At 58.2% G+C, this 25,689-nt stretch carries 23 protein-coding genes and 1 pseudogene; 13 read left to right on the top strand and 11 right to left on the bottom strand.

Features of this window, described 5'->3' with window-relative positions:
• Window positions 1–38: 38 nt before the first annotated feature.
• Window positions 39–590, top strand: a complete 552-nt coding sequence (locus PQR27_RS36330; RefSeq protein WP_408528508.1) for an RrF2 family transcriptional regulator — start codon at window positions 39–41, stop codon at window positions 588–590.
• Between the two features lie 68 nt (window positions 591–658).
• Here the strand turns inward: PQR27_RS36330 and PQR27_RS36325 are convergent, their stop codons facing one another.
• Window positions 659–1,864, bottom strand: a complete 1,206-nt coding sequence (locus PQR27_RS36325) for an NAD(P)/FAD-dependent oxidoreductase (RefSeq protein WP_408528507.1) — start codon at window positions 1,862–1,864, stop codon at window positions 659–661.
• A 182-nt stretch (window positions 1,865–2,046) separates the two neighbouring features.
• Here PQR27_RS36325 and PQR27_RS36320 point away from each other — a divergent pair.
• Window positions 2,047–2,641, top strand: a pseudogene (locus PQR27_RS36320) (IS3 family transposase); the annotation flags it as partial.
• 49 nt (window positions 2,642–2,690) lie between these two features.
• On the opposite strand, the gene PQR27_RS36315 reads toward PQR27_RS36320, so the two are convergent.
• The 7 genes from PQR27_RS36315 to PQR27_RS36285 all read right to left on the bottom strand — a co-directional run bounded on the left by PQR27_RS36315 (window position 2,691) and on the right by PQR27_RS36285 (window position 9,375).
• On the bottom strand, window positions 2,691–3,581 hold the full coding sequence (locus PQR27_RS36315; protein ID WP_408528506.1) for a LysR family transcriptional regulator: 891 nt from the start codon (window positions 3,579–3,581) through the stop codon (window positions 2,691–2,693).
• A 583-nt stretch (window positions 3,582–4,164) separates the two neighbouring features.
• On the bottom strand, window positions 4,165–4,398 hold the full coding sequence (locus tag PQR27_RS36310; RefSeq protein ID WP_408528505.1) for an RrF2 family transcriptional regulator: 234 nt from the start codon (window positions 4,396–4,398) through the stop codon (window positions 4,165–4,167).
• Between the two features lie 113 nt (window positions 4,399–4,511).
• A complete protein-coding gene (locus PQR27_RS36305) occupies window positions 4,512–4,928 on the bottom strand; it encodes a cupin domain-containing protein (protein ID WP_408528968.1) in 417 nt (138 codons plus the stop codon).
• A 287-nt stretch (window positions 4,929–5,215) separates the two neighbouring features.
• The gene (locus PQR27_RS36300; protein WP_408528504.1) at window positions 5,216–6,622 is read right to left on the bottom strand and encodes an amidase family protein; all 1,407 of its coding nucleotides are present in this window, start codon (window positions 6,620–6,622) and stop codon (window positions 5,216–5,218) included.
• A 614-nt stretch (window positions 6,623–7,236) separates the two neighbouring features.
• Complete coding sequence (locus tag PQR27_RS36295) at window positions 7,237–7,737, bottom strand: flavin reductase family protein (protein WP_408528503.1); 501 nt, start codon at window positions 7,735–7,737, stop codon at window positions 7,237–7,239.
• A complete protein-coding gene (locus tag PQR27_RS36290) occupies window positions 7,715–8,065 on the bottom strand; it encodes an EthD family reductase (RefSeq protein WP_408528502.1) in 351 nt (116 codons plus the stop codon). Before PQR27_RS36290 ends, PQR27_RS36295 begins: the two co-directional genes overlap by 23 nt.
• Before the next feature lie 62 nt (window positions 8,066–8,127).
• The gene (locus tag PQR27_RS36285; RefSeq protein WP_408528501.1) at window positions 8,128–9,375 is read right to left on the bottom strand and encodes an acyl-CoA dehydrogenase family protein; all 1,248 of its coding nucleotides are present in this window, start codon (window positions 9,373–9,375) and stop codon (window positions 8,128–8,130) included.
• 233 nt (window positions 9,376–9,608) lie between these two features.
• On the opposite strand from PQR27_RS36285, the gene PQR27_RS36280 reads away from it, so the two are divergent.
• Together PQR27_RS36280 and PQR27_RS36275 are read left to right on the top strand one after the other, a co-directional pair.
• Entirely contained in the window at window positions 9,609–11,339 is a 1,731-nt protein-coding gene (locus PQR27_RS36280; protein ID WP_408528500.1) for a sigma 54-interacting transcriptional regulator, read from the top strand.
• A gap of 1,383 nt (window positions 11,340–12,722) precedes the next feature.
• Entirely contained in the window at window positions 12,723–13,835 is a 1,113-nt protein-coding gene (locus PQR27_RS36275; RefSeq protein WP_408528499.1) for a porin, read from the top strand.
• A 330-nt stretch (window positions 13,836–14,165) separates the two neighbouring features.
• On the opposite strand, the gene PQR27_RS36270 is transcribed toward PQR27_RS36275, so the two are convergent.
• Window positions 14,166–15,089 carry a LysR family transcriptional regulator gene (locus PQR27_RS36270; protein ID WP_408528498.1) on the bottom strand — a complete coding sequence of 308 codons (924 nt, stop codon included), beginning with the start codon at window positions 15,087–15,089 and terminating at the stop codon, window positions 14,166–14,168.
• 123 nt (window positions 15,090–15,212) lie between these two features.
• Between PQR27_RS36270 and PQR27_RS36265 the strand changes: the two genes are divergently transcribed.
• The 6 genes from PQR27_RS36265 to PQR27_RS36240 all read left to right on the top strand — a co-directional run bounded on the left by PQR27_RS36265 (window position 15,213) and on the right by PQR27_RS36240 (window position 22,264).
• Window positions 15,213–16,097 carry an intradiol ring-cleavage dioxygenase gene (locus PQR27_RS36265; RefSeq protein ID WP_408528497.1) on the top strand — a complete coding sequence of 295 codons (885 nt, stop codon included), beginning with the start codon at window positions 15,213–15,215 and terminating at the stop codon, window positions 16,095–16,097.
• The gene (locus PQR27_RS36260) at window positions 16,094–16,438 is read left to right on the top strand and encodes a Dabb family protein (protein WP_408528496.1); all 345 of its coding nucleotides are present in this window, start codon (window positions 16,094–16,096) and stop codon (window positions 16,436–16,438) included. Before PQR27_RS36265 ends, PQR27_RS36260 begins: the two co-directional genes overlap by 4 nt.
• Window positions 16,425–17,498, top strand: coding sequence for a maleylacetate reductase (locus PQR27_RS36255; RefSeq protein ID WP_408528495.1), 1,074 nt, complete (start codon window positions 16,425–16,427; stop codon window positions 17,496–17,498). Before PQR27_RS36260 ends, PQR27_RS36255 begins: the two co-directional genes overlap by 14 nt.
• Window positions 17,499–18,451: 953 nt before the next feature.
• Entirely contained in the window at window positions 18,452–18,721 is a 270-nt protein-coding gene (locus PQR27_RS36250; RefSeq protein ID WP_408528494.1) for a DUF1488 family protein, read from the top strand.
• Between the two features lie 1,580 nt (window positions 18,722–20,301).
• Window positions 20,302–21,012 carry a lysophospholipid acyltransferase family protein gene (locus tag PQR27_RS36245; protein WP_408528967.1) on the top strand — a complete coding sequence of 237 codons (711 nt, stop codon included), beginning with the start codon at window positions 20,302–20,304 and terminating at the stop codon, window positions 21,010–21,012.
• A gap of 985 nt (window positions 21,013–21,997) precedes the next feature.
• Window positions 21,998–22,264 (top strand): molybdopterin cofactor-binding domain-containing protein, encoded by a 267-nt coding sequence (locus PQR27_RS36240; protein ID WP_408528966.1) that lies wholly within the window; start codon window positions 21,998–22,000, stop codon window positions 22,262–22,264.
• 640 nt (window positions 22,265–22,904) lie between these two features.
• On the opposite strand, the gene PQR27_RS36235 is transcribed toward PQR27_RS36240, so the two are convergent.
• Window positions 22,905–23,126, bottom strand: coding sequence for a DUF2934 domain-containing protein (locus PQR27_RS36235; protein WP_408528965.1), 222 nt, complete (start codon window positions 23,124–23,126; stop codon window positions 22,905–22,907).
• Between the two features lie 170 nt (window positions 23,127–23,296).
• A complete protein-coding gene (locus PQR27_RS36230; RefSeq protein ID WP_408528493.1) occupies window positions 23,297–23,902 on the bottom strand; it encodes a hypothetical protein in 606 nt (201 codons plus the stop codon).
• 503 nt (window positions 23,903–24,405) lie between these two features.
• On the opposite strand from PQR27_RS36230, the gene PQR27_RS36225 reads away from it, so the two are divergent.
• The 3 genes from PQR27_RS36225 to PQR27_RS36215 all read left to right on the top strand — a co-directional run bounded on the left by PQR27_RS36225 (window position 24,406) and on the right by PQR27_RS36215 (window position 25,614).
• Entirely contained in the window at window positions 24,406–24,711 is a 306-nt protein-coding gene (locus PQR27_RS36225; protein WP_408528492.1) for a hypothetical protein, read from the top strand.
• Window positions 24,712–24,994: 283 nt separating this feature from the next.
• A complete protein-coding gene (locus tag PQR27_RS36220; protein ID WP_408528491.1) occupies window positions 24,995–25,153 on the top strand; it encodes a hypothetical protein in 159 nt (52 codons plus the stop codon).
• 32 nt (window positions 25,154–25,185) lie between these two features.
• Complete coding sequence (locus PQR27_RS36215; RefSeq protein WP_408528490.1) at window positions 25,186–25,614, top strand: response regulator; 429 nt, start codon at window positions 25,186–25,188, stop codon at window positions 25,612–25,614.
• Window positions 25,615–25,689: the final 75 nt, after the last annotated feature.

The following is a 25,689-nucleotide window of genomic DNA, read 5'->3' as shown; positions in this document are numbered from 1 at the left end:
GCGGTAAGATACCTGTTTGACCTTTATCTGCGAAATGTATGGCCCATTTTGGCACAGGCGTCGAATACGCATTGCACTGTCTCCTGTGGATGGTCAAATCGCCGCAAGTACGCGCTAGCAGCCGTGACTTGGCCGAATTACAGGGGGCACCCGTTCCCTACATGGCAAAGCTGTTTCAGAAACTCGAAAAAGCCGGCATTGTCCGGGCGACGGAAGGTATTCGTGGGGGATATGTTCTCGCCCAGGCAGCAGACCGGGTCACGGTTCTTGATGTGGTGGATGCGGTTGAGGGAGAGAAGCCGCTGTTTGATTGTCAGGAGATCCGCGGTCGATGCGCGTTGTTCGAAAGCCAACCCCCTGCATGGGCAACCAAGGGAGTTTGCGGTATCCATGCCGTGATGTTGCGTGCCGAGAAACAGATGCGCGCTGAACTGGCTGCCACGACCTTGGCAGATCTGGCCGAGGGGCTCGCACAGAAGGAGCCGGCCCGATTCGGTCATGATGTTGTGGAATGGTTCGGCGCGCGTGCAGACGCCCGGGATGACGCGCGTCTGAACGGTATAAAGAATCGTGGCGGCAAGCGCCAGTAGAGAAGAAAGACCGGTGATGCGATAGACCGCCGGTCGTGTGCCCTGATCAGAAACACATCGGGCGTGTTTTACACAAGGCGGCGGTGCGGATCGGCAGCTGCGAAGGCTTCGGCGCGATCTGCGCGCGGGGGGGAAATCCAGACCGTATTGATCTGCTGCTTGAGTTTTTTCGCTTCAGCACCCGTGAGCTTGACCTGTCGATCCCAGCCTTCGGTTTGCACCGCGCCCCAAGGGCCGATATCGAGGCAGGTCACATAGTTCACCTGATCGTACGGGATCGTGGGGATGTAGAGCAGATCGGCGGCAGCATTGTGCCCGGCGGACCGTCCCAAATTCATCGCATGCTGGCACGACATCAAGGCGTGATGTCCTTTGTCATCCGTCGCTGCGTAGGCCGTATCGCCGGCCGCGAAGATATTCTCCTGTCCGATTACGCGAAGCTCGGGCGTGACATGTAGACGCCCGAGACGATCACGTTCGCCTGCAATTTGCCGAGTTAATTCGCTTGCCTGTAGACCCGCGGTCCAGATAACAGTCTGGCTTTCGATGCGCGAACCGTCGCTTAGTACCACGCCTTTTGGATCAATGGCGGATACACCGACTCCGAGGCGAACGGTGACGCCGAGTTCAGACAATGCCTGTTCGATGACGGGGCGCGGTCCAGGGCCGAGATCGGGGCCGATCGCGTCGGCACGTTCCACGACAATGACCTGAATCGCGGTGTTGTCGCCGAGAATTCTGCGCAAATAAGATGGGAGTTCTGCTGCCGTTTCGATGCCGGTGAAGCCTCCCCCTGCGACAACGACAGTGTTGCGGGTCAGTGTATCCGGCAGCTCTCCGAGTGCCAAAAGGTGGCGTTGCAGTCGTTGGGCGTCCGGCAGTTTGTCGTTGCTGAAGTTGTACTGCCCGAGTCCGGGTACGTTCGGAGCGGCCAAACGGCTACCAGTCGCGAGAATTAGCCGGTCGTAATGAATCGATTCGCGAACCTGATTGTGCCCAATATAGGTGACGGCGCGTGTGTCGGGATCAATCTGCTCTGCGAAGCCTTCCACGAAACGTACACCTGTTACTTCGAACAACTCGGCAAGTGGGAACGAGGCTTCAGACAGATCGGTTTCGTAAAAACGCGGGCGGATGTTCAGACGAGCTTCGGGGGCGAGCACCACGATTTCCAGTTCGTTCGAGCGGCCGACCTCATCGGCGGCTCGAGCTGCGGAAAGCGCGCTCCACATTCCGGCAAAGCCGGCACCAATAATGAGAAGGCGTTTAGTCACGGATAAAATTCCAGATTGAAGTGTGAGGTGCGCGGATCGCGATGGCGGCCGATCGGCGCGGTTGCGCCCATACACATGCCATGAATGCGCGGGCAAAACACATTCATTAACGAGGACTATACCAGTCCTAGTTAAAGAATGGAAACGAGCTACCCACGGCAGCGCCGGAGCCTGAACGTGCTCGCACGACCATTGCCGATGCGGCGGCCGCTCGCCCGCTGGATCGGGTCAACCGACAGTTCAGCAGACCGGCCAAACCAGCTCTGGGTTTCTGATTTCACCTATGTCTCGACGTGGCAGGGCTGGCTCCACGTGGCCTTCGTGATCGACGTGTTCGCCCGACGGATCGTCGGTTGGCGCGTCAGTTCGTCGATGACTACAGATTTCGCTCTGGATGCACTTGAACAGGCACTTTATGCGCGGCGCCCAGGCGGCGATGGAACGTTGATACATCACTCCGACAGAGGTTCGCAATACGTTGGCATTCGCTATAGCGAGCGATTGGCCGAAGCGGGCATAGAGCCCTCGGTTGGTGGCCGTGGCGACAGTTACGACAACGCACTGGCCGAGACAATCAACTGTTTGTACAAGGCCGAACTGATTCATCGCCGCACCTGGAAAACACGGGAGTCCGTCGAGTTGGCAACGCTGGAATGGGTGGCCTGGTTCAATCATCATCGATTGATGGAACCCCTCGGCTACATCCCGCCAGTTGAAACTGAGGCAAACTACTATCGACGACTTGAAGCATCGGTCGCCGAACGCGCATTAACTTAAACCAACCAGCCTCCACGATTCCCGGGGCGGTTCAGTCTCACGGCTAACGCTACCTGCAGTGCAGGGCCCCAATGACGAGGCGCACAGCGAGCGAAGACTGATGCTGCGTCGCATAGTACGCGTGATGTCCAGTAAACGTTGGACACCAGTCTTCAAGAACCCAGCGAAGTCGCCCAGCCTGCACATCTGGTTCAACGAGGGCCTTTGGAAGGTATGCGAGGCCAAATCCCTTCAAAGCGGCATCAAGCATCTGATAGGGGTTATCAAAAACAAGCTGGCCGCCCACTCTAACGTCAAGGCGGCGTGTGCCTTTTCTGAGCTCCCACTGCATGACGGTGTCTTCGGTGGGTATCCTTAGATTGATGCAGTTGTGGTCCGTAAGTCCACCGGGATCCGTTGGCGCGGGCCTTTCCTGAAGATATTCAGGCGATGCTACGATCGCCACGGTCTCATCAGGCGCAATGCGTACAGCGATCATGCCCTTCTCTACCTGGTCTCCCAGACGCACCTCGACGTCAAACCGATCTGCGGCGATGCTGAATACCCCGTAGTCGTTGATAAGTTCAACATGGAGGTCCCGATGTTCCCGTAGCAGTCCCTGGAGCTTCGGCCATACGTATTGGTTCGCTATGTAGTCCGCAGCGGAGATGCGCACGGTGCCAACGGGCCTCTCGGGAAGCTCGGCGACGGCCCGCAACTCGGCCTTGATCTCCTCGAGTTTCGGAGCAATGGCATCGAGAAGCCGCTGCCCAGCTTCCGTCGTGGCCACACTGCGGGTTGTGCGGAGGAGTAGGGGCATTCCGAGCTTCGTTTCGAGGGAAGTCACCGTTCTGCTAAGAGACGACTTCGACACGCCGAGCAAGATCGCAGCTCGCGTAAAGCTCCGTTCGCGCGCAACCGTGAGCAACGAAACGACGTCGTTCAGATCTGGACTGGCCATTTATGCACCTATGCACGAGGGTATGCAGAATTCTTTCATCTAGTGTCGATGCCGGCTGGTCCTGCGGCACCGTGGTAGCAATGGCGGCGGAGCGGTTTTCCTGAACCTAGCGTTGAAATGACCGCTTCCGTGCGACTCGCCCGACTTCCTATCGCTCCATGCCGCCTCGGGAAACTATCGGGTGAACACGAAAAACAGATGGTCAGGCCCCCTTGCAGCGGCTCGTCAAAGATGCCGGCGTGGTGCTGCTTCACGATTCTGGGCATCGCGCGGAGCTTGCTTTGGAGGGCAATGACAGGCAAAGGAGGCGCCCAATCAACTCTGTCTGGAGCCCGGTGATCCCGGTAGCAGAGACGGTCGGTCGTATTTTTTCAAGCTGGATGTTCATGGTTTTCAACATGAGCGGCAACGTCCAGGGCAACACACTGCATCGAAGGGTCCCAGGCTCAGTTCCACCGCACGATTTTGGCATCATAGCTGCGCCGACGCTTGATATCCGTGCGTCACGAGAGAGTCTCAGACGACAGAACCTTTCACGGGGCGCTTTTTGGTATCGACCATCACCGTATGGATCGAGCTTAGCTCAATCGATCGTGTGTACGACGGCAAGCACCCTGATCTGATTCGCACGCTTGGCAAGACAAAATCCCCCATTTTTCCCCTCTGTGGTTTCGGTTAGCCGCGCCCTACGAAGCTTGATGAAAATCTCCGCAACAAACTCAACCGAGAGTTTCTGAAACTCCGCGATGTCTCGAGCGCTGACCGCAAACTCTCTATTCGGAAGAGGCGGAAATATAGAGAAAGCGATGGAGTCCATATTCGAAATGAGCGTTGATATGAGTCACGCACCCTCCTGTGAGAAACCGAAGCAGAACGTACCCAAAGCAGCTCACCTGAGACCTTCTACTGAAGGACTCGGGTGGGCACATCTCACTTCTTGTCGAAAACGACCAGATCTTTTTCGTCGGTATTAGCGACGAAAATCGCCAGCAACTTTGCAGGCTCGGTCAAGCTCGCGTTCTCGCTCATGCGATGGTGCGCGCCCGGTTTCTCGGCCCAGCTCTCGCCAGCGCGATAGACGACCTCTTTTCCATTGTCGACCTTGCTGCGGATTGATCCCTCCAGCACATAGCCGACCACAAATGATCGACCGTGTCGATGAGCGGGTGTCTTGGCCCCAGGCGCGTAGTTGACGACCAAAGCGGAAAGCGTCTTTCCGGCAGTATTGGCAATGGGATAAGAAAACGCAGGCGCAACTGTCTCGCGCTGTTCGGCGGGCTGCACAGCAACCGCGGTGCCGATACTGGTCAGTGACAACAACGCGAACGTGAGTGAGCGGAACTTCATACGAGATTCGTCCTTGTGTATAGGAAAGTGAATATGTATTTTCATGATGAGATAACTGCGAGTTTATAAATCCTAGTTAAACATCGCAATGGAGATTATTCCCAGACTATATTTCGTAATACGATGCGTATCTATGATTCTTCTTGGTGCAAAAGGGTGAGCGCGATCTTGCGGCGCACCGAGCAGTGAGACCATGCGGCCCAATGGCGGCAAAGCGAGCCCCAAGCGGGAACTTTCGTGCACACTGGAATCGCTTTACGCCGCAGCTAATCAAATGCGCGGCCCGGTTAAAGTTGCGGCGTCGGTCGCACGCCGAGCGCATCCTCGAGACTCAGGCCCAACGAAAGCAACGCTCGATCCGTGTGGGCAAGCGAGGTAAATTCGACCCCAACTGGCAACCCGCGCGAACTCAGACCTGCAGGCAATACCAGGCTAGCCATGCTGGCACAGCTCCCGAGCGACGCGTTGCGCGCCATGGCAACGGAAATCGGAACCTTTCGACCGTTGATCTCGACTTCGGTGTCTTCTCCGATTCGAGGCGGCGGCGTCATGATCGTCGGAAACACCAGCGCCGTAATTCCCTGTGCCCTGAAATGGCGACGAGTTTCGACCACTAACTCCTCCCGCCGTGCGAGCGCTGCCTCGTAGGCCGATCGATCGGGGCGGTTGGGGGGCATTGCCATGGCAGCGAGCATGGACTGGACTCCCTCGCTTGCTCCGGCGAATATTTGCTCGAATTCCATACTGCTGCCGTGGATTGCAAGGTATGCCGTGATTCCCGGCATGATCTCATGACCGATGATCGCGAAAGCGATCTCTTCAGCGGCCTTGACTGTGTCCGGAATATCCGCTTCTACAATCACAGCTCCAGAAGCACGTAGCTTTCGCAGTACTTCTTGGCCCAACCGTTCAACTTCGGGGTCAAGGTTCGACCAGAAATGAGCAGCAACCCCAATTCGGACGCCATCGAGAGGTGTTCCGTCGATGTTCTGCGGCGCACCGGTCACTGCAGAGTCGAACAAAGCGAGGTCGGTGACCGAGCGCGCAAGCGGGCCGACCTGATCGAAATTGGTCATTGAAAGGGGCATGGCGCCCCTGTTTGGATACCGTCCGTATGTGGGGCGAAAGCCCGCAATGCCGCCGCATGATGCCGGCACGCGGATGGATCCCAATGTATCCTCTGCCAGCGCAAGCGGCGCAATACGCGCCGCGACCGCGGCTCCCGAGCCACCGCTACTGCCTCCAGGAATGCAGTCGGTGTCGTAAGGATTTCGGACAGGACCAAAAACAGCATTGTTGTTGGTCCAGCCGAATGAAAGTTCGCTGAGGTTGGTTTTCCCCATCAAAATTGCCCCCTCGTCCTGCAGCCGCGTAACGATCTCGGCGTCCGCCGTCGGCACAAAGCCTCGAAGAGTCCGCGTGCCCCCGGAGGTTGGCAGTGCGCGGGTAGCCACGCTATCTTTCATCGGAACCGGCAGTCCGTGTAGAATTCCCAGCCTCCTGCCCGCCAATCTTGCCTTGTCTGCTTCGTGTGCGGCCGACATAACCGTCTGAGGTTCAAGCGTGAGGAAGGCGTTTAACCGTTCGCACTTCGCCGCTTGCGTCAATAGGGCGCCCGCATAGTCTTCCGCTTTTATATCACCAGTTCGCATTGCAGCAATGGCCTCGGCGGCACCCAAATCGATCATCGACATCAGAGGACTCCAAATGATTGAACGTAATCGGGCAACCCGTTGTGCTTCGCAGCCTCCACGTTAAGAGCGTCCGGTGGAGCGATAGAATGAGAAGCGAAGGAGTCGCCGGGTATTTTCGCACTGGAGATCCCAATAAAGAGGCGAGAGATAGCGGGAGCGCCGACGTGAAGCGCGGGAATTTCAACACCATATCTATCGTTATATTGAAGAGATGTGGCGTCATGCCGCTCGACGGGCGCCCGCATGGGGGAATCAGGAGGCAGTGATGCCCAACGACCGCAATTCTCAGCGTCCGTGGCATATTCAGGAACGGCTCCTGTGACCGAGAGGGCGGGCTTGGGGAAAAACGCCATCACACCTGACGCTGTGCAGAGAGCGAGAGTAAACACGACCGGGAATGATCGACCAGCGTTCCTTTTCAGTTTCATGCAGTCTCCAATCAATTTCGTTTTTTTTGCTTTTAGCAAACACGGTCGGGTCATGACGGCATCGAGCTCTACCATCAATGCGCCATCCACGGGTGCCGACGCCATTCACGCGCGCCGACACTCCTGCTCACTTACCCTGCGGCGAGAAAACCTTAACTAGCCGAGTGAGGGCTCGCTGCCGGCGGTTTACGCGCCACCCGCGAGAGACAGGGCCCTGGCAAAACCGCCGTCCTGATACAGCAGTGGACTTATTTCATCGGCCATCAATAGACTTTCGACCCGTCCAACGAAGATCGTGTGCGTTTCAAAAGAAAAGTTCTCCGAGGCCGAACAGAAGATGTTGGCTTGTGCGTCGGCCAGGTAGGGGATGTCATCGACGCTCGAAAGCCAGACTCCTTCTGTGAATTTTTCGTCACCCTTTTTTTTGCCGCCAAAGGCCGCCGAGACATTCTGTTGCCCCACCTTAAGCAGGTTGACACAAAAGCCTTTTGCGTCTGCCATCGGAGAGTGAAATGAAGCCGATCTATTGACGCAGACCAGCAGAGAGGGCGGTTCCGCGCAGACCGACGTAACGGCCGTTGCGGTCATGCCGAATCGCTGACCGGCCACGCTACAGGTTAGAACGGTGACGGTGGAAGTGAGCCGCCGCATGGCGAGCTTGAAGTCACTTCCCAATTCGCTGTTCATGTCGCCCTCCAGTAGTAGGAGTCAGAGGGAAGGTACGCGGTTCGTACGTCAGGATTGAGACACCGGCCGTGGCGTAGTTCTCCACATCAGCCGCGGCGATCTTTCCTTCGGGGGATGACAGGGCGTCGCGTAATGCTTTCTCGTTGGCAAACTCACATTCAACTACCGCGAACGGTTTATCGTCTTCGCCGGCGTGGATAGCTACGGAATAGTGCATGGCCTGGAGTCCGGGGAAGCGGGCAACCAGCGGCAGATGCGTTTCGACAAGGTAATTCTGGAAGCGCGCTGGGTCTTCGGGGCGAACATAGATTGCGATTAACTTATACATCCTGAACTCGGTGAAAGTTAAATAACTCAGAGCGAGAAGGCAGAGCTAGTCCGTGGGGATCTTTAGTAGATCTGGACCAGGTCACTCACACCAAACAGCGCGCGTCCATAAATCAGGCTGGCCATCTCGGGCAACACGAACGCATGCCGGCTGGCGACTTCACTGTCTCGCCAGATGCGCTGGAGCGGATTTGTCTGGGCGAAACTGCTTGCGCCATTGACGCTGAGCAACATGTTTATCGCCTCGCGACAAAGCTGGCCTGCCGCTCCCGTGTCCATACGAATGCGTGCGCGGGTGGTCATATCCAGCTTCTCATGCCGTGCTGCTGCGCGATCGATATCGGCACATGCACGAGCGACGAGCAAGTGCGCCTGATCGGCTTTTGAAGTCGCTTCGGCAAGCTTGATCTGATGGACTGGCGATACGCTCACACTGTTAAACGTCGTATACGCTACGTTCTTCCTCGCACCTTTTGAGAGCGTGAGTTCGATTGCCTCTCGCGCCAGGCCGAGCTGAGCCGCAACCAGTACGATTTCTGCTACCGGAACAAACGACGCGTAGTCGTTTGCTTCGTCGGAATCCGGGCGCGCGTAGCTTTCGGCGGCCATGTCGGCGAATGCCTGAATTCGTTCATCCGGAATGAAGATGTCGTCTGCGACCAGCGTATTGCTGCCCGATGCGCGCATTCCTGCGACGTACCATGTGTCGCGCAAGCGGAGGTCCGAGCAGGGGACAAGCGCCAGTCCAAGCTGTGGCGACCCATCGGCGTTTTCGCCAATCTTGATGCCGAGATTGGCCCATTGCGCGTGGAGAGAGCCTGACGCGTACCACCACTCTCCAGTCACGCGATATCCGCCCGTCACGCGCTCGGAGTGAATTGGGGCGGTGAAGATGCCGCAGATGCGGGTGCCGGGCTCTGCAAATGCTTCCTGTTGCGCCTTATCGGAGTAGAGACTGGCGAACCAGGTGCAAACGTTCAGAAGTGCCATGGCCCACGCTGTTCCGCCGTCACCGCGGGCAACTTCTGCGACCGCCTCGATAAACGTTCTGAAATTGGCACCGCTGCCGCCGAGTCTCGCGGGAATTGAAATGTGATACAGACCTGCAGACTGAAGCGCCTCGACGACGGTTTCCTGTACCCGGCGATTGTCTTCTGAGGCCTGCGCGTTTTCGCGGATAAATGGCACAAGGGATCTCGCCTTTTCGACAATCGTCCAATCCGGCTCAGGTGCATCGAAGAACGAGGCGAGTGGCCCGGTAGCCCGGGAGGTGTTCAGTTTAGCGATTTCGGGATCTGCGAGCATTTCCATTTGTCATCCTCTGATTGGTTCTAGAAGGCCAAAGCTTCGTTTGGCAGAACATCTAATGCAGATACCATGCCAGACGAGCAGGGAATCGACGGAGTTGACATTTGGGCGGGACTTCCAGTGAAATCTCATGGAGTGCGGCTTCAGAGACCAAGGGCTATTCTTGGCTGTGAACAACCATATCAACGTTTACCATCGGCTGAGAACAACCAACCTGCTCAGGAGATCACCACACGATGACCCGATTCACGGATTTGCCACTGAAGTTCCGCGCGGACCGATCCGCCGATGCAGTGGCGGGCAACCTCTCACCGCTACCCGACATATCGGATCTGAGCGCAAGACTTCGTTTTGCACCTCACGATGGCCAGGTCTGGCTCGATGACCAGCGCGTGGTGGTCCTGAATCTAGAGACGCTGACCGCGTTGCGTCGGCAACTGGTCGAGAGCGTAGGGGTGGAGAAAACGAAGAAGATCCTGTTTAACGCCGGCCACGCGGCGGGTGCCCGTGAGGCGATGCTCGCAATGAAGCTCAGAACCGGGCAGCCCAATCTCGATGCATTTCTCATCGGTCCGCAATTGCATGCACTTCGCGGAGAAGTGTTCGTTGAGCCTGAAATCATTGAGACGGATGTGGAAACGGGCCATCACTACAGCGTACTGACCTGGCGAAATTCCGCGGAAGCCGAAGCCCATGTCGCTTCATTCGGCGGGAGTTCGGAGCCGGTGTGCTGGATGCAGATTGGCTACGCATCCGGGTACACAAGCGTTGTGATGGGACGCCCGATTCTGTTTCGCGAAGTAGAGTGTTCAGCGTCAGGGGGTGCAGTCTGCCGTATTGTCGGACGCACGGTGGAGGAGTGGGCGGCCCGCGAAGACGGTTCCGATGTGATTGGTGATGCAACATCGATTGCTTCTCTCGCTGCTTCGGGCCACGCCACACTACTCGCAGAAGGCGTGGTAGGCGCATCTTCGCGCTTTCTGGCTGCATGGCATCTGGTTCAACTCGTCGCACCGCTAACGACTACCGTATTGCTTCAAGGCGAGACTGGCGTCGGCAAGGAGGTGTTTGCCCGGGCGCTGCATCGCTCGAGTCCGCGGTCCTCGAAACGGCTTTATTGTCTGAATTGTGCTGCAATCCCGGACAGCCTTATAGACTCCGAACTTTTCGGCGTGGAGCGAGGCGCATACACAGGTGCCGTAGCCGCGCGGCCGGGCTGGTTCGAAGCAGCCGACGGAAGCACACTTTTCCTTGATGAGATCGGAACCCTGAGCCTGACGGCCCAGGCAAAACTGCTGCGAGTTCTTCAAGAGGGAGAAATCACGAGAGTGGGCTCAACCAGAACCACCAAGGTTGACGTTCGCGTGGTGTGCGCAACCAACGTAGATCTGGCCGAAGCGGTCTCGGCAGGGACTTTTCGCGCAGATCTTCGACACCGGCTGGAAGCGTTCCCGATTTCTATTCCCCCGCTCCGGGAGCGGCGCGGCGATATCCCACCACTGGTTGATCTTTTTCTCAGACGCTTCAATGAAACGACAGCCCGGCGCGTGCAGGGTCTCACTTCCGCCGCGATCGACGCGCTGCTCCTCTATGAGTTCCCCGGCAATATCCGTGAACTCGAGAACATGGTGGAGCGCGCGGCGATCCTGACAACAGACGGTGAGGCGATAGACGCGTTTCACCTGTTCAGCAGGCAGGACGCGTTACAGAAAGCCTTCCTTTCACCTGAAAATAACGGCAGTCTCGCAGACGCCCGCTTCAAGCGAGCCGTCGAGGACAACGACCTCGATTACACAGCCATTAGGACTCTGGTCGGCCGGCGCTCGTTAGCCGAAATAGAGAGGGCCGCTATCGATGAAGCCTTGAGGAAAAGAGGCGGAAACGTATCCGGGGCGGCCCGGGAACTGGGTTTGACGCGGGCACAGCTTCGTCATCGTCTGGCTGCCCTGAAGGACGGTACGTCTTGATCGTCCGGGAATTTGAGGCAAGCACGGGCGGTCTGCATTTCCAGGTCGCACATCTGCGACTCAGGAAATCGTCTGGTCAGGGTCGCTTCTCCAGATAGGTTTCGTCTGGGAAGGCGATAAGTATCGGTTGAGCTCGGCGTCCGGGCAGCGCCTCAAAAATTCCTTAGGACAGGCGGCCCTAAGAGCGTACTACGCTCCCAGATAGCCCTGCTGCGGTGTCTGGCGGCAATTGGCGCGTTCGGACTAGTCGTCGGGGAAGCCGATGATGAAGTTCCGTGGGGTGACTCCTCTCTTCGGAGTCGATGCCCGACGCATGACGATAGCAGAAGCATGGTATAGGCCAAAATTTGTGGTGGCTCTTCTGTTTGTCGCAGAAAGACACGTTGCAGCTTGCAGCCCGGATCCTTGGAGGACGAACAAGGATTCGGGCTAGTACAGTCTCACTCACGTTGCGGGTTGTCCCGCATTTGCGCTGCGAGGCTTCGCCAGTAGTATCCGCTCCACTTGGGCACGTTCGGTATGCAAAATATTGTGCGTATAGTGAACAAATAGCATTTGGCGGTTAAAGGAAATCCGTGGATGAAGCGGTGCAGGCTGGAGGCAAGTGCGCTCAATTTGGCCGATATATTCGTGTTAGTACAACGCAGCATCGGCGTGCGTGTCGGGAGCATCCGCTGACGATTTGAGGGCGTCGACGCTACGTGTGGGACGGTTCTGGAACTTTCCATTGAGAGTCTGGGATCCAGTCGTATTCTTTCGCGCCAGTGATAAATCGACCCGAGAAGCAAGTCTCATGTGGAACTACGTGGCAGAGTCGACGTAAACAATTGGTATAGCGAAGTAACGAAAAACGAGAGGAAGCTGGCATTAAAACCATCGAAAGGAAGCATCCATTCTCTCGGTCCAGATGGCGCATTTTTGCCGAGTGCCTTTTTATCGTCGGGCTGAACGGCGTCTGATTCAGCGGCTGGAAACAACGCTCGCCATGACGTTGTGTACTGGCCCGAAGACCACGGTACGGGCGGTGTAAATTCGTCCCCAGTTTCTCCTGCGTCACGTGGTAAGCCAGTGACGATGAGATTCGGTGACACACGCGCTTTCGAATCACATCGTCCGGGTGTTCTGTACTCGTCATATCAGGCTGTGGAACAGCTCCCATGATTCGTTAAAAGACTGCGCACACTGCTGGAGGGGGTCGGCATTCCGTTTCCTTCTAACATTGGGCCTCACCGCAAGAAGGCCACAGCATTTGACCCGGTGGGGTCAAACATCAATATTAGGTCGGACGTTCGGACTGCCAGTGTTTCAGTATGGCAACAATTAGAAGATTTAAAGAGGATTACTGAAACAATCACAAAGGAAGTAAATTTAGGAGATGGATCAATGAAATATCGTGCATTATGGTGTGCTTCTCTCTCTGCGTTCGCAGTTGCTCAGGCTCATGCGGACGGAGGACCGACGGGCGACAGCGTGACGATCTACGGATTGATTGACGCCGGCCTGTCTTACGTGAGCAACGAGGGCGGCGGCAAGAATATTAAATTCGACGATGGCGCGCTTGTGCCGAACCTGCTTGGTTTTAGAGGGATCGAAAATCTAGGGGACGGAGTACGCGCGGTGTTCAGTCTTGTCGATCAGTTTTCGCTTGGCACCGGTTCGATCCTGGCGGGGCAGGGTCTATTCGGGCGGAACGCATATGTGGGTCTCGTCAGTGACAGCTACGGCAGTGTGACGCTCGGTAACCAGTACGACTTTATGACCGACTCGCTATTCTCGGGACGCGCCGATGCGGCGTTGGAAGTGGGGGGCTTATACAATTTCCGCGCCGGTCCTTTTAGCAGGATCGGAATTCCGGCAAATCCGCCGTTTGCCCAGCAGTTCGACTGGGATCGCATGGCTGGAGCGACGGTTAACAGTTCAGTGAAATACCAGTCTCCTTCGATCGGCGGATTCAGGTTTGGCGCGTTATACGGGTTCGGCGGTGTGCCGGGCTCACTAGGAAGCGGCAACTCCGTGAGCTTTGGCGTGAACTATGAAAACGGTCCATTCGGGATGGCCGCGGCCTATACTGAAGTGAAATATCTGACGACAGGTGCGCCAGAGGTGGGCATCCGTAACTGGGGTGTAGGCGGGCACTATCAGTTTGCGAATGTAAGTATGACGGCCTTGTTGACAACCGTGCGCAACACGTTCAATGGCGGTGCTATCACCGAAGGCGAAGTTGGATGGAGCTGGCTGTTCCAGCCGGAGTGGCAGATCGGTGCGGACTATATGTACATGAAGGGCAATGCATTCCTCAACAACAACCACGCACATCAGATCACGGCCGTCCTGGATTACTTCCTGTCCAGGCGCACGACTGTGTACGTAGAGGGGGTCTACCAGCGCGCTAACCATGGCGCACGCGCGTTGATCGCTGGCGTACTCGATCCGAATGGGACGTCGAGTGGTCCGAGCCAGTTTATTGCTCGCGTGGCGGTGGAAACACGGTTTTGAGTTGACACGTTCACGCTGTCAGTGAGCACACGAGCAGATGGTTCTGGCGGTGAACTGCCGCCAAAAGCTGGACGCCGGGCTACGCTTTTGGGGTTTGAGCTCGCGCGGCGAGCAACGCATGTGCAATGTGGCAAGCAGCATCCAACACAAGGAAGCCAGTTCCAAGGGACTATATCGCGTACGAAATAGGATGGGTTTCCAGAAAATGGGCTCTTCGGTGTGGTGTTCCGAGAAGCCGGCCGGCTGAAATGCGTAGCTTTCGAACTCACCTTGCTGATCTGGGATGAGCTTCACAATTGAGCGGCTTCCGCACGGCTGCCAGTGCTGACTTCACGCCGACACCGTCGACCACTTGCGCGCCAGATCGAGCCGTTCAACCCGCGCGATCAACGCCTCTGTAAAAACGCGGATCTTGGCGGGCTGGTAGCGTCTGCTTTGATACGCGAGATTGATCGTGAGGCGCGGCAGTTGCCAGTCTTCCAGAACGGGCACGAGAAGCCCCGCCACGATATCGTCGTAGATGAGATAGAGCGGTTGAATCACGATGCCCATGCCTGCATAGCCGGCGGCGCAAATTACCTGACCTTCGTTCGAATCGAGTGCGCTTCTGAGCGGGATAGCGCGGGTTTCGTCACCGCGAGTCAGATGCAGCACGTACGGATCGGCGGCGAGGTTGTACACGAGCATCTTGTGCTGCGCGAGGTCGTCCGGTGTTTTGGGGCTGCCATGCTGTGCCAGATAACCCGGCGAGGCGGCCAGCACCCGCCGCGTTTCGGCGAGCCGCCTGACCGTGATGCCGGAATCGCTTTCATATTCGCGTGTGCGGATCGCGACGTCGATGCCGGATTCGATGAAATCCGGATATCGGTTGGCGGCCACGACCTGCACGGCCAGATCCGGATATTGCCGGTTGAATTCGGGCAACCATGGTGCGATATGCATGAGCGCGAACGAAACGGAACTCGTCACGCGCAAGGTGCCGCGCGGCTGCGATGCCGCATCGCTGGCGGCGGCGTCTGCCTCAGCGACTTCGGCGAGAATCGTGCTGCAGCGCAGGTAATACTCGCGCCCGGCGTCCGTCAGCCAGAGCCGCCGCGTGGTCCGTTCTATCAGGCGCGTGCCGAGCCGCTCTTCGAGCGCGTTCAAGGTGCGGCTCGCTGCGGCGTTGGACATGTTCAGCCGCTCCGCCGCTTTGGAAAGACTGCCGGTTTCTGCCGTCAAAACGAAAAATTCAAGTTGTGTCCAACGATCCATAGGCGCGATTTTTCCGTCTGGTGGAAATATGTTCTTACTATAGCGAGTTTTTCTCCAACCGGCGAAGGTCTAACATCCCCATTTATCAGGTGGATGGCCACCCCAAAGAACGGAGACTCCGCAATGCGCAATATCAACGAAGACACGATCACCCAGGCGGTGCTGGCTTCGATGGACGGATGCCGAGACGAGCGCCTGCGCACGGTCATGACGAGTCTGGTCCAGCATCTCCATGCGTTTGCCCGCGACGTGAAGCTGACCGAAGGCGAATGGTTCAAGGCGATCCAGTTCCTCACTGACGTCGGCCACATTACCGACGACAAACGTCAGGAGTTCGTGTTGCTGTCCGACACGCTGGGCCTCTCGATGCTGGTGACGACCCAGAACAATCGCAAGCCTGCCGTGTGCACCGCGGCGACGGTGCTTGGCCCCTTCTTCGTGGAGGGCGCCCCCGACTATGAGAACGGCGCCGATCTGTCGAATGGCGCTGCTGGCGCGCCTTGCTTTGTACAGGGTCGGGTAACCGGCGTGAACGGAGAATCCATCGCCGGGGCATCGATCGATGTCTGGCAGTCGGACGAAGACGGCTTCTACGACGTGCAGAAGACCAGCGAAACGGTCGGTGAAATGGTCCACAGTGCGCGCGGCACACTGCGCACACAGGCGGACGGTGGCTTCTGCTTTCGGTCGATTCTTGCAGAGGCTTATCCAATTCCGCACGACGGTCCGGTTGGACGCATGCTCGAAGGACTCGGGCGGCACCCGTGGCGACCGGCTCATTTGCATTTTTGGATCAAGGCACCCGGTTACGAGACGCTGATCACTCACGTATTCCGCGACGGCGATCAGTACCTGGATTCGGACGCGGTGTTCGGGGTGCGATCGAGCCTGATCGTCGAATGGGTAAAGCACGAGCCAGGCATTGCTCCGGATGGTTCGTCGATGTCGACGCCGTTCTACAAGCTTGAGTACAACTTCGTTCTGAACCCGGTGGAGGAGGCCGCATGATCAGACACATTGTCATGTGGCGCGTGAGCGGCGACACGCCCAACGAGAGGCTGGCGTCGCGTCGGCTCGTCAAGCAGAGTTTCGAGCAGTTGCGCGGACGTATTCCCGGCATGCGGCATCTCGAGGTCGGCATCGACGCCAGCGCGGTGGACTACGCGTGCGACGTCGTGCTCGTCACTGAATTCGAGTCGCAGCAGGCGCTGGACGCTTACGCCAGTCATCCGGAACATCTTCGGGTGCGGCAGGCGTTGGGCAACATCCGCACGGCGCGTTATCAGGTCGACTATGCGGTTGCCGGGACGGCGGCTGGGACTTCGGAGGACCGTCATGCAAACGCCTGACTTCGTTTATTCGGCGCGCGCCGCGCGCGTGGTGTTCGGCGCCGGCAGCTTGCAGCATCTCGAACGTGAAGTGCTCAACCAGCGGGCCGAGCGGGCGTTGATCCTGTGCACGCCGGGGCAACGCGAGGTTGCTGAAGCGTTGGCGCAGCGGCTGGGCTCGCGTGCGGCGGCCATCTTCGATCGGGCGGTCATGCATGTGCCGCTCGAACTGGCGATCGAAGCCCGCGAGCTGGCGGCCTCACTCAAAGCCGATTGCGCGATCGCCGTAGGCGGCGGTTCGACCATTGGCCTCGGCAAGGCCATTGCGCTGGAATCGGGACTGCCGATACTCGCGATTCCGACTACCTATGCCGGCAGCGAGATGACGCCGATCTTCGGCTTGACCGAAGGCGGCCTGAAGCGGACGGGAACCGATCTTCGCGTGCTGCCGAAGACCGTGATCTACGATCCGGAACTGACGCTTTCGCTTCCCGCGGAATTGTCGCTGACGAGCGGGATCAACGCGCTTGCACATGCCGCTGAAGGACTGTATTCGCGCGACGCCAATCCGATCATCAGCCTGATGGCGGAAGAGGGTATCGCGGCGCTCGCGCAGGCCTTGCCGGCCATCGTCGCCGATCCGCAGGACTTGCAGGCGAGGTCGCGTGCCTTGTATGGAGCATGGCTGTGCGGTACGGTGCTGGGCAATGTCGGCATGGCCTTGCACCACAAGCTGTGTCACACGTTAGGCGGCAGTCTCAATCTGCCGCACGCGCAGACTCATACGATCGTGCTGCCGCATGTGCTGGCCTATAACGCCGGCGCGGTGCCGGAGGCGATGCAGCGGATCGCGAAAGCACTCGGCCATGCGGATGCCGGGACCGGTGTGTACGAACTCGCCCGCACGAACGGCTCGCCGGTCGCGCTCAGAGACATCGGCATGCAGGCGGATCAGCTCGATCAGATGGCGGAGCTTGCTACAGCAAATCCCTACTGGAATCCACGTGCTATCGATTACACGTCGATTCGTGCGCTGTTGCAGGACGCTTTCGATGGCGTGCCGCCGCGGGCCCGAGTTTGACAGGAGCGCTGGCCTTATTCGCGGCGCGTTTGCGCGCTGCGTCCCGCAGCACCGTGGTCTCCGTCCACGGTCCACGGCCACTGAACGGGGGGGTCTCGATTCGGATGTCAAGTGCTTCGGCACCCGAGGGAAAGATTTCGATCCGCTGTCGCTGACGAGTGCATGCCGGTGATTGTGTCGCGCGTAGGGGTATTGGTATCGAGATGGCGCGATCTTTTCGGTAGGGTTGACCCCACGCCAAGAGCAGCCTTGAGTGCTTTGACATAATTAAAGTGAGCACTTTTCGTGAACGTTTTAGTTCAAATTGTCCGCGGCCGCTTGCATCCGCTTGCCTGTCGGTCACTTGAACACGTGGGGGCGCCGACCTACAGCAAAGCGGAATAGGGCGGCGCATTCATGGCGACCGACGAACATTGGCCCCGCAGAGCGGTTATGTCCCGCCGGAGCTTTCAGATTTCGGCGGTCTGAATTTCCGGGAAGCGTTGAGTGGCCAGAATCGGGTCATATATGAGGTGCGCGACGACACGATTTACATTCACGTCGTCACCGATACGCGCCGTGATTTACAAACGCTTCTTCAGAAACGGCTATTGCGTTCTCGCTGGTAAATCATCGTTATTGGTGTTTTCACACTGTAGCGCCTGACCACTCGTCAGATGGTGGCACGCGCGCGCTCCCGGAAAAGCTCACCATAACGAGGCGTGTTGATATCTAATAAGCAACTAATCGTCTATCCGAACGACATGCACCACAAAACTCAAACCTGTCTGCAACAACGGCCGCCTGAAAAATAACGAGCACGGACGTCGCCTGCCGGTTATCGAGAACGGATAACTGGTGAGGCTGAGCCGTTGCATCATTGACGATTGCGCTGCTTTCAACTTCTGGTAGATTTGTCGCTGAGCGACGCAGTACAAATACAAAGACCGCGAATGATATTGTCGAGGTACGTCATGGAAGTTCTTGATCGCGCGCCCGCTGTCTCGCCGGACGGACGCGCTGTGGTTTTCACGCTATCGATCCGCGGCCGCGAGGTCGAAGGCGCAATTGCTCGTGACGCACTCGAAGAGCATTTCTGGCTCCCGCGTAGCGCCGACACGACGCGCACGCTCGAAACATTTGAAAACGGCCGCAACCGCATCGTCGCGGTCGCACAAAGAAGGTTACTTGCGCGGCCCGACGAGCCGCTGTGGCTGACCGTCAACGATTTCGTGGCCCGGTAACCGACCGTTGGCTGACGAAGGCTGTCGCGTCGACACGTAACTGACAAGAGCAGTAAAGCGAACGATTGTGCTTTTGTTGATAATTTTTATGTAAAATTATACGATGATGGTAGACCAGAAATCATCAACGCAAAGCCGCGTCGTCAGCTTGTGTTGCAGTCCGTAGTAACTGCTAATTGCGTCCGTAGATTGCGCTAATGTAAGGTTTCGGCCTAGCCCACGGATAAAGGCATGACAGCGCTTTTGCGCGTTTTTTTACGCGTTGCGTTTCGGCAACGCATGGACGCTAGGATGTCCGTTTATTTTGCTAACGTGTTTGTCTGTCCTTTGAATCTGCTAATGCATCCGCTCGGCAACGGCTCCTGGACGACGAAGACATTGGCCGGGACTCGAGGTATATGTGGCCATGTACTTCGTCGGCAGCTCCGTTCCGTTCTCAGATTGTGGCCTAAATTGTGGCACTTTCTGCAATTCAGTGAAGCTCGTCGCCATCCCTTGCTCGGCTATGGGCCATTGCGCAATCGCCGCAAGAGTCGTCGGAGAAGCGCAATGACCCACTCTTGATGCGGTGTTAGCAGATTCAATGGACGCCGTTCGCGTTCCAAAAGATGCCATTAGCAAAATCTACGAACTTCAACATTAACGGACACGATTAGCACTTCAACGGACATTATTAGCGAAATTTACGAACTTCAACAGCTGATGTAGGAGCACCCTCGCGCCAGTTCAAGCGCGTAAGCTGCGCGAGCGTTCGCCATGGCGGCGCCGACAGTTTTCCCCATAGCGTCAGGTTTCTGTTTTGATTTGCTTATAGGCGCACCGCAGCATTTACAGGCGTGTACGCGATCTATATTCGGCGACGCCTTGCGCGGAGTCACCCGCCGACTGGCGACAACTGGGTTAACATCAGTGGCGTTGACCGGGGGCGGGAAGTGAAGCTCCGCGTGTCTTAGGGCGCCCGCTAACCGGATCCTCGGAGCCTCCTGCGACAGCGGCTGGCGCACCGCTTTCGAGGCGCTGCGCTGCCCAAGCGCCACGACCTGTCGTTCGACCTGTGGCTGTACTACCCGCAGATGGAAGAGGTCTTGTCTCTGGTGCGGGAGTTTCCCGATGCGCAGATGTTTCTCAACCACTCCCGCATGCCGGTCGATCGGACGCCAGAGAGATCGAAGACCGACGCGCTTGCCAACTTTGCAGCGCCAGCAGCTGCAGATGCTGGCGTCGCGCCCTTTTTCCCGTTAAACCAACCGCGCCTCGTCGTGCCCGCAGCAGGCCGATGGAGACTCGCTTTGTCTGGCGAAAGCTATGAAGCTTGGCGCGGGGTTCCTATGCTTGATGTAATTTGCAGCGCATGCTGGGCTCCCAGTGTGCTTGAAGCAGCGTGGGGGCCGCCCATGGCGTTGGGGGACATAAGCGTTGCGGATTTGGACGTCCCGGAACTGATAGTCTGCTTTGCGCGGCACGTTTCAGGTGCGGCGTTGCCAGAATTCGGTCTGGGGAACGAACGCATCGCTTACGGCATAGTCTCATCTGTCGACGGTGAAAATGCTCCGCCGCAAACCAATCTGAATCAGGTCCCGATGCGCTCGACTTTCATTAAATGGCTGTTCATCGTCTACGTTCTCGGTAGTGGGACGCTGTATTCAATGGGCATACTGCCACTGTTTCCTTTCGTCGGCAGGGCAGGGCGGTACTGGTTGGCAAAACAATGGTGTCGTGCGCTGGTGGCCGCAATGCGCTGGCTGCCGGGAGTCTCATGTTCGATAGAAGGGGTTGAACATATTCCTGAAGGGCCAGCGATACTACTGTGCCGTCACGAATCGACCTGGGAGACACTCGCGTTTCTTGCACTTTTTCCACGGCGCATCAGCTTTGTTTTCAAGGAAGAGCTTCTTCGCGTTCCCTTTTTTGGATGGGTGCTGCGTGGCCTCGATATGGTTAGTCTGAACCGCGGCTCCGCTCGGCAGGCTCATCAGGCTGTGACGCAGGAAAGCGCTAAGAGGCTGGCAAAGGGGGATGTTGTCGTCATCTTCCCGGAGGGGACCCGGGTGCCACACGATGCCCCGTTGAGGATGACATCGGGAGGCGTTCGATTGGCTTGCGCGGCTGGCGTGCCTGCTGTTCCTGTGGTTCTCAACGCGGGCAAAGTCTGGCCGGCGAAAGGCTGGCCCAGCGGCCGTGGACAAATTCGTGTGGTTGTCGGCCCGGCATTGTCCCCTCGGGACCTGTCGCAGCAGGAACTGAGTCGAGCCGTCCACGAGTGGATGAAAGATGAACTGCTGCGGCTTTGATACGCTTAAGGCGGGATGATTTCCGCGCACGGCTTGGGTGACGGGATGGACGGCTATGGACTTCCTCGCCGCCTTACCCGTGGGACTCGACACCATTGCTGGCGACCGTGGCGCAAAGTTATCGGGCTGCCAACGACGCGTCCCTGTTTCACTGATCCCTGCTGGATAGCATTCGCAAACGGTGTCCCAGACGCGACGGAAAGCGATGTTCGCCAAGCGTGTGAGGACGCAATCCCCACCCGCTCGCCAGCGCGAACGTGCAGGTTAAAGTCGCTGAGCACTGACCGGCGGCCGGATTAGGCGAAGCACACTTTGTCGAAGTCCACGGACGCCCGTTCTATCTGCAGGGGCTGCGTATTGCCCCGCGCTGCCATCTCATGCGGGATAAGTAGCGTCTGCGTCGCCTCGCCTCGCCTTGTCGCGCAATATGCTGCGTGAGGTCGACAGGCGCTACCGCCAGATCCCGGGTGCCGTGGAGGATTGCAAAACCAGGCGAGCCGCTGAGCACTACCTCACCGGTCGTCGCATGTTCCTGGTTCTACGGCCACAGTGTCCAGCCCGGAAGAGTCCCGCGGAGAAGAGCGCGGTGGTAGCGCAGTGCAGCAGCCGCAGTTTTTCGAGGTACGGCAGGCTTTGCGTGCGGGCTGCGCCTTCGGTGTGCAGGTGTGCTTCGGACCGCTGACGCTCCAGCGGCACCGCTGAAAAGGTGCGTACAAGACAAATGCCCCTCACGAGATAACGCGGGGATGCACCCAATCCCGCGCAACCGCCATACCGCGACGACGGCGCTTGGGGAAAATACCCACGTGACTGACGTAGCTCCGCCGGCCGCTCGTCTGCGTCAAGCGCGGCAACGGGTACGCGGTATCGGCGAGCGCTGCGGTGCAGGTCGACGCGTTCTACAGCACGACCGCCTAATATCACAATCCCATGGAAATACTCGGATGCACACCTGACCAATTTGTTCGGCCTGAAGGACGATGAGGTGCAAGTGATCGCGCCTTTTGTCGGCGGCGCATTCGGCTCGGGGTTACGGCCGCATTATCATCTCCCGCTTGCGTTGATGGCTGCGCTCGAACTCCGGCGGCCGGTGCGGCTTACCTTGACGCGGCGGCAAATGTTCACATTCGCGCATCGGTCTCAGTCGATCCAACATGTGGCATCGATCGGCAATCGAGCTTCGGCCCCTTTCTCAGTAACCGAAGCCGAGATCATTGGGCGCCCGAAGCAGCCGTGTCTGATGCGCCTTTAGCGTGCGGGTCATTCTGCGGCATGCGCGTCGGCGCCTTTGTCGTATTTGAGCCCTTTGAGCTGGAAGTCGTGCCAGTCGTCCCGCCGGCATTGGGCGTACTCATACCAGCGCCCCCTTGTCCGCCGCCGCTTCCGCCGCCACCGCCACCGGCCGCTCCACCTCCGCCACCTCCCGCGCCTTGTGCAAACGCGGTAGTAGAGAATGCGAGTAGTACCGCAGAACAAACGGCGGCTTTCCTTATCGCTTTCATGACTGTCTCCCTTGTGATTCAATGAGCCTCGCTGGCAACCAGACGCGATGTCGCGGCGCAGGATAACTTCATTGCGCAACGGGTATGCCCGGTGTGTCTCGACCGGCAGTGCGAATGGATGGGTCTTGCTCGAAGGACAGAGGGCTGCCGAGCGAGGCTAGCTCGGGCGCCAAAATTTGGTGAGCTGACTGTTCGACTCAAACGTCTAAAGCGGCTTCGGTGGCTTTGCTGATGGTTCGTCCTCCGGCGGGTCGCGGCTGTACACGGTTGGCTTCAGGTTGCCAATGAGACCGCTTTATTTATGTGTCGAGGTTAAACACCAGAATTCATAATGTCATATCGAAGGAACACCGCGTTTCCCAAGCCGCAGTCGGCCATGTTTGCCTCGTCTCAAGCTCGACCGGGACTGACTGTGGATGTCCTTTCGCTCGGCACCACTTCCGGAGCGTCGACAAACTCATCGGAGTCGTTCATTCTGTCTCCCGGCGTAGGGCTGCCGCTTGAGCCGAGTTGCAGCCGGGCCTGTTCCCAAAATTCAGCCGCGCGACCATCGGGGCATCCAGCCCTCTCCCACAATTGGTAGGCGAGCGGACGAAGCTCTTCTTCCGTCATCTGCATATCCATGTTCATCCTCGCTACGTATTCGACAGAACGCGGCGAAACGGCCGCTATTCAATCGTGCCCTGGCCCGAGATACATAGCACGGGTTCCGACGCAGTCCCTTCAATCCGCGCGAATCGTCCGAACTCTCTGCCAAAGAGACAGTTGTCTTGCGGCACTGCTTACTGGGGAGCAGTCCCGACCCGGACAACCGAAGCGGCAACAGCGGTGAGAAATTCTGCGCGCACGGTATCGCCGACTTTCAGGCCGTAGAGCGATACCGTCGGGGCAGCATCGAGCTCCTGCGTTTGAGTCGGGCCGCGCAACGTGACCTCTCGATTCTTGCGGTCGATTTTCAGCACCGTCGCCACGAACTCCACGCTTCGGGTCGAACTGACTTCCCCATTCGACGCTGGCTGCATGACTTCGGTTTCGATTTGCTCGCGGATACCGCTCGATGCTATCTTGTCCAGATGCGTCAGAATTGCATTTCTATACGTAATACTGACCGTGTCTCCGACTTGTAACTTTTCAACGTCCGCGATGTCTGCGCTCAGTGCAAACACGAGCATTTCGCCGCCCGCGTCGCGCAAGGTCACGCTGTTGTACGCCGGGTCTATCCCAGCGATGCGTGCCTGGATATGTCGAAGCGCTTTCTTACCGACTGCGTGTCGTGCTGTGCGAGGACCAAGGTCTTGAGCAGCAACTGTCTGAAATGCAAGCAGGCCGACCGAGAATGCAACAGCGACGACAGTTAGGAGGGCCCAACCTGTTATGGGTTCACGCATATCCGCTATTCCTGAAAAATCAGCCAGACCTAACAATCATAGACATAAAACTGGAACGCGGGTGCAGCCGTCTGCCGGGCGAACGAGGTGCGAACTGGTCGCCCCGTTCGGCGTGTCGTCAACCGAGGTAGCCGCCGCACTCCCGCGCAGTTGCGCACGAGTTACGGCCTTTCCTGGGAGCATTGATGGCCAACCATCCAAAGGAACCGAGCCGCGGTGTCGACCGCAAAGCGGCCGAAGACAAGCAAGCGGCACGCTATCCCGAACAGCGACGCCGGCTCACCGACGCCTGACCGCGCTGCCCCTATCCTGCGGTTGCCGGCGCCGTCTACGTTCACGAGGCGCGTTGACGTAGTTTGGAAAAATACGGCTTCAAAGTCTCTGGCGAACGTTTTATCGTCTCGCTGCCCGCGCGGCGGTCGAGGACCGCGGAGCACACCGGCGCGCACGCTGCGCGGTACGTAGCTTGCTGCAGTCTTGGACTCACCCTTAAGGAGCTCACCATGGCAGACCAACCGACAGAGCAACGCGCTCCCGACGACAAATCGGAAGCGAGCGTCGACGACACTTTTCCCGCAAGCGACCCGCCGTCGACGGGAGGGGTAATGCGGATTGGGTCCGACGACGAAGTGACTGAACTGAGTGAGGCGGAAAGCGATGTTCCCGGTACCGAGCCGGACGAGGACATCCCTGATGAAGAAACGCCCGCAGAGCCTTCGCCAGGCGACACCCCCCCGGACGAGGAAGAACCGCAGGCCGCCGACCGAGGCCAGACCGAATGCGACCGACAGATTGCCCCGTCCGATTAGGGCGCTAGCAACCGCGTCGACAGTCGACTGCCACGGCTGTTCGCCGCACCGGCGGCGCTCTGCCGTTTCCGACACGGCACCGGCGGCCGCGCCGTATGCGTCTACGTGTCCAAGATGCCAACGATTCAGGTTTCCGATGTGAAGAGGCCAGTGTGCCTCGCGCTTACCCTGGTGAAGCCCGTCTTTGCCCAATTCGCGGCCTGACATATTCGGTGTAATTGTGCGGTTCTCCGCCATATTTTTGAGCGCTTATGACGATTCCCGGGCCTGGAGGGCGGTATCCGTGACGACCACCGAGTCGCTTATCACCGCCGAGCTGTCCACAAGAAATGCACGCGCGCCGGACTACCAAGCCGAAGCGAGGGCGCTGCGCGAACTCGCGCACGCGCTGGCTACACCATATCTCTTCAGAGTGAAGGAGCAGGCACCGGCACCGTTGTAACGCTGCGTTTATCAATCCTCCGGACGGCACCGGTGCCTGCCCGACCTGAACAGACTGCCGAGACTTTGGCACTCGGCCCGGTACGCCTTCTTCTGGTCGATGACAATCAGGACGCTTTGATGTCCCTGGGCATCTTGCTCGAGCTCGAAGGTCACAGTGTGACCACCGCAAGCAGTGGGCGCGACGCCATCCGTCTTATGACGGAAGCGCGACCGGAGGTGGCAATTATTGATGTCGGGATGCCGGACGTAGACGGCTTCGACGTTGCACGCGCTGTTCGCTCTGACCGGCACCTGGATCACGTCGTGCTAGTGGCACTGACCGGCTACGCAGTCGAGTCCGACAAATCAAGGGCCCTCGCTGCAGGCTTTGACTACCACTTGACCAAGCCGCTCTCGCTTGAAAGGCTGCAATACATCCTGGCGAATCGAACTGGTGGCAAGCTGGGTGGATTGGTTTGACTGCGGCCGGAATCGCTGCGAGCTGAACGTGCGGAGCATTGGGTGAGCGGCGTCGTCTAATAGCTCACCGCTGCC

This window comes from Paraburkholderia fungorum (assembly GCF_046027215.1).
GTDB lineage: Bacteria > Pseudomonadota > Gammaproteobacteria > Burkholderiales > Burkholderiaceae > Paraburkholderia > Paraburkholderia fungorum_D.
The sequence above is the reverse complement of the archived record's forward strand: the minus strand, read 5'-3'. Positions and strand labels throughout refer to the sequence as shown.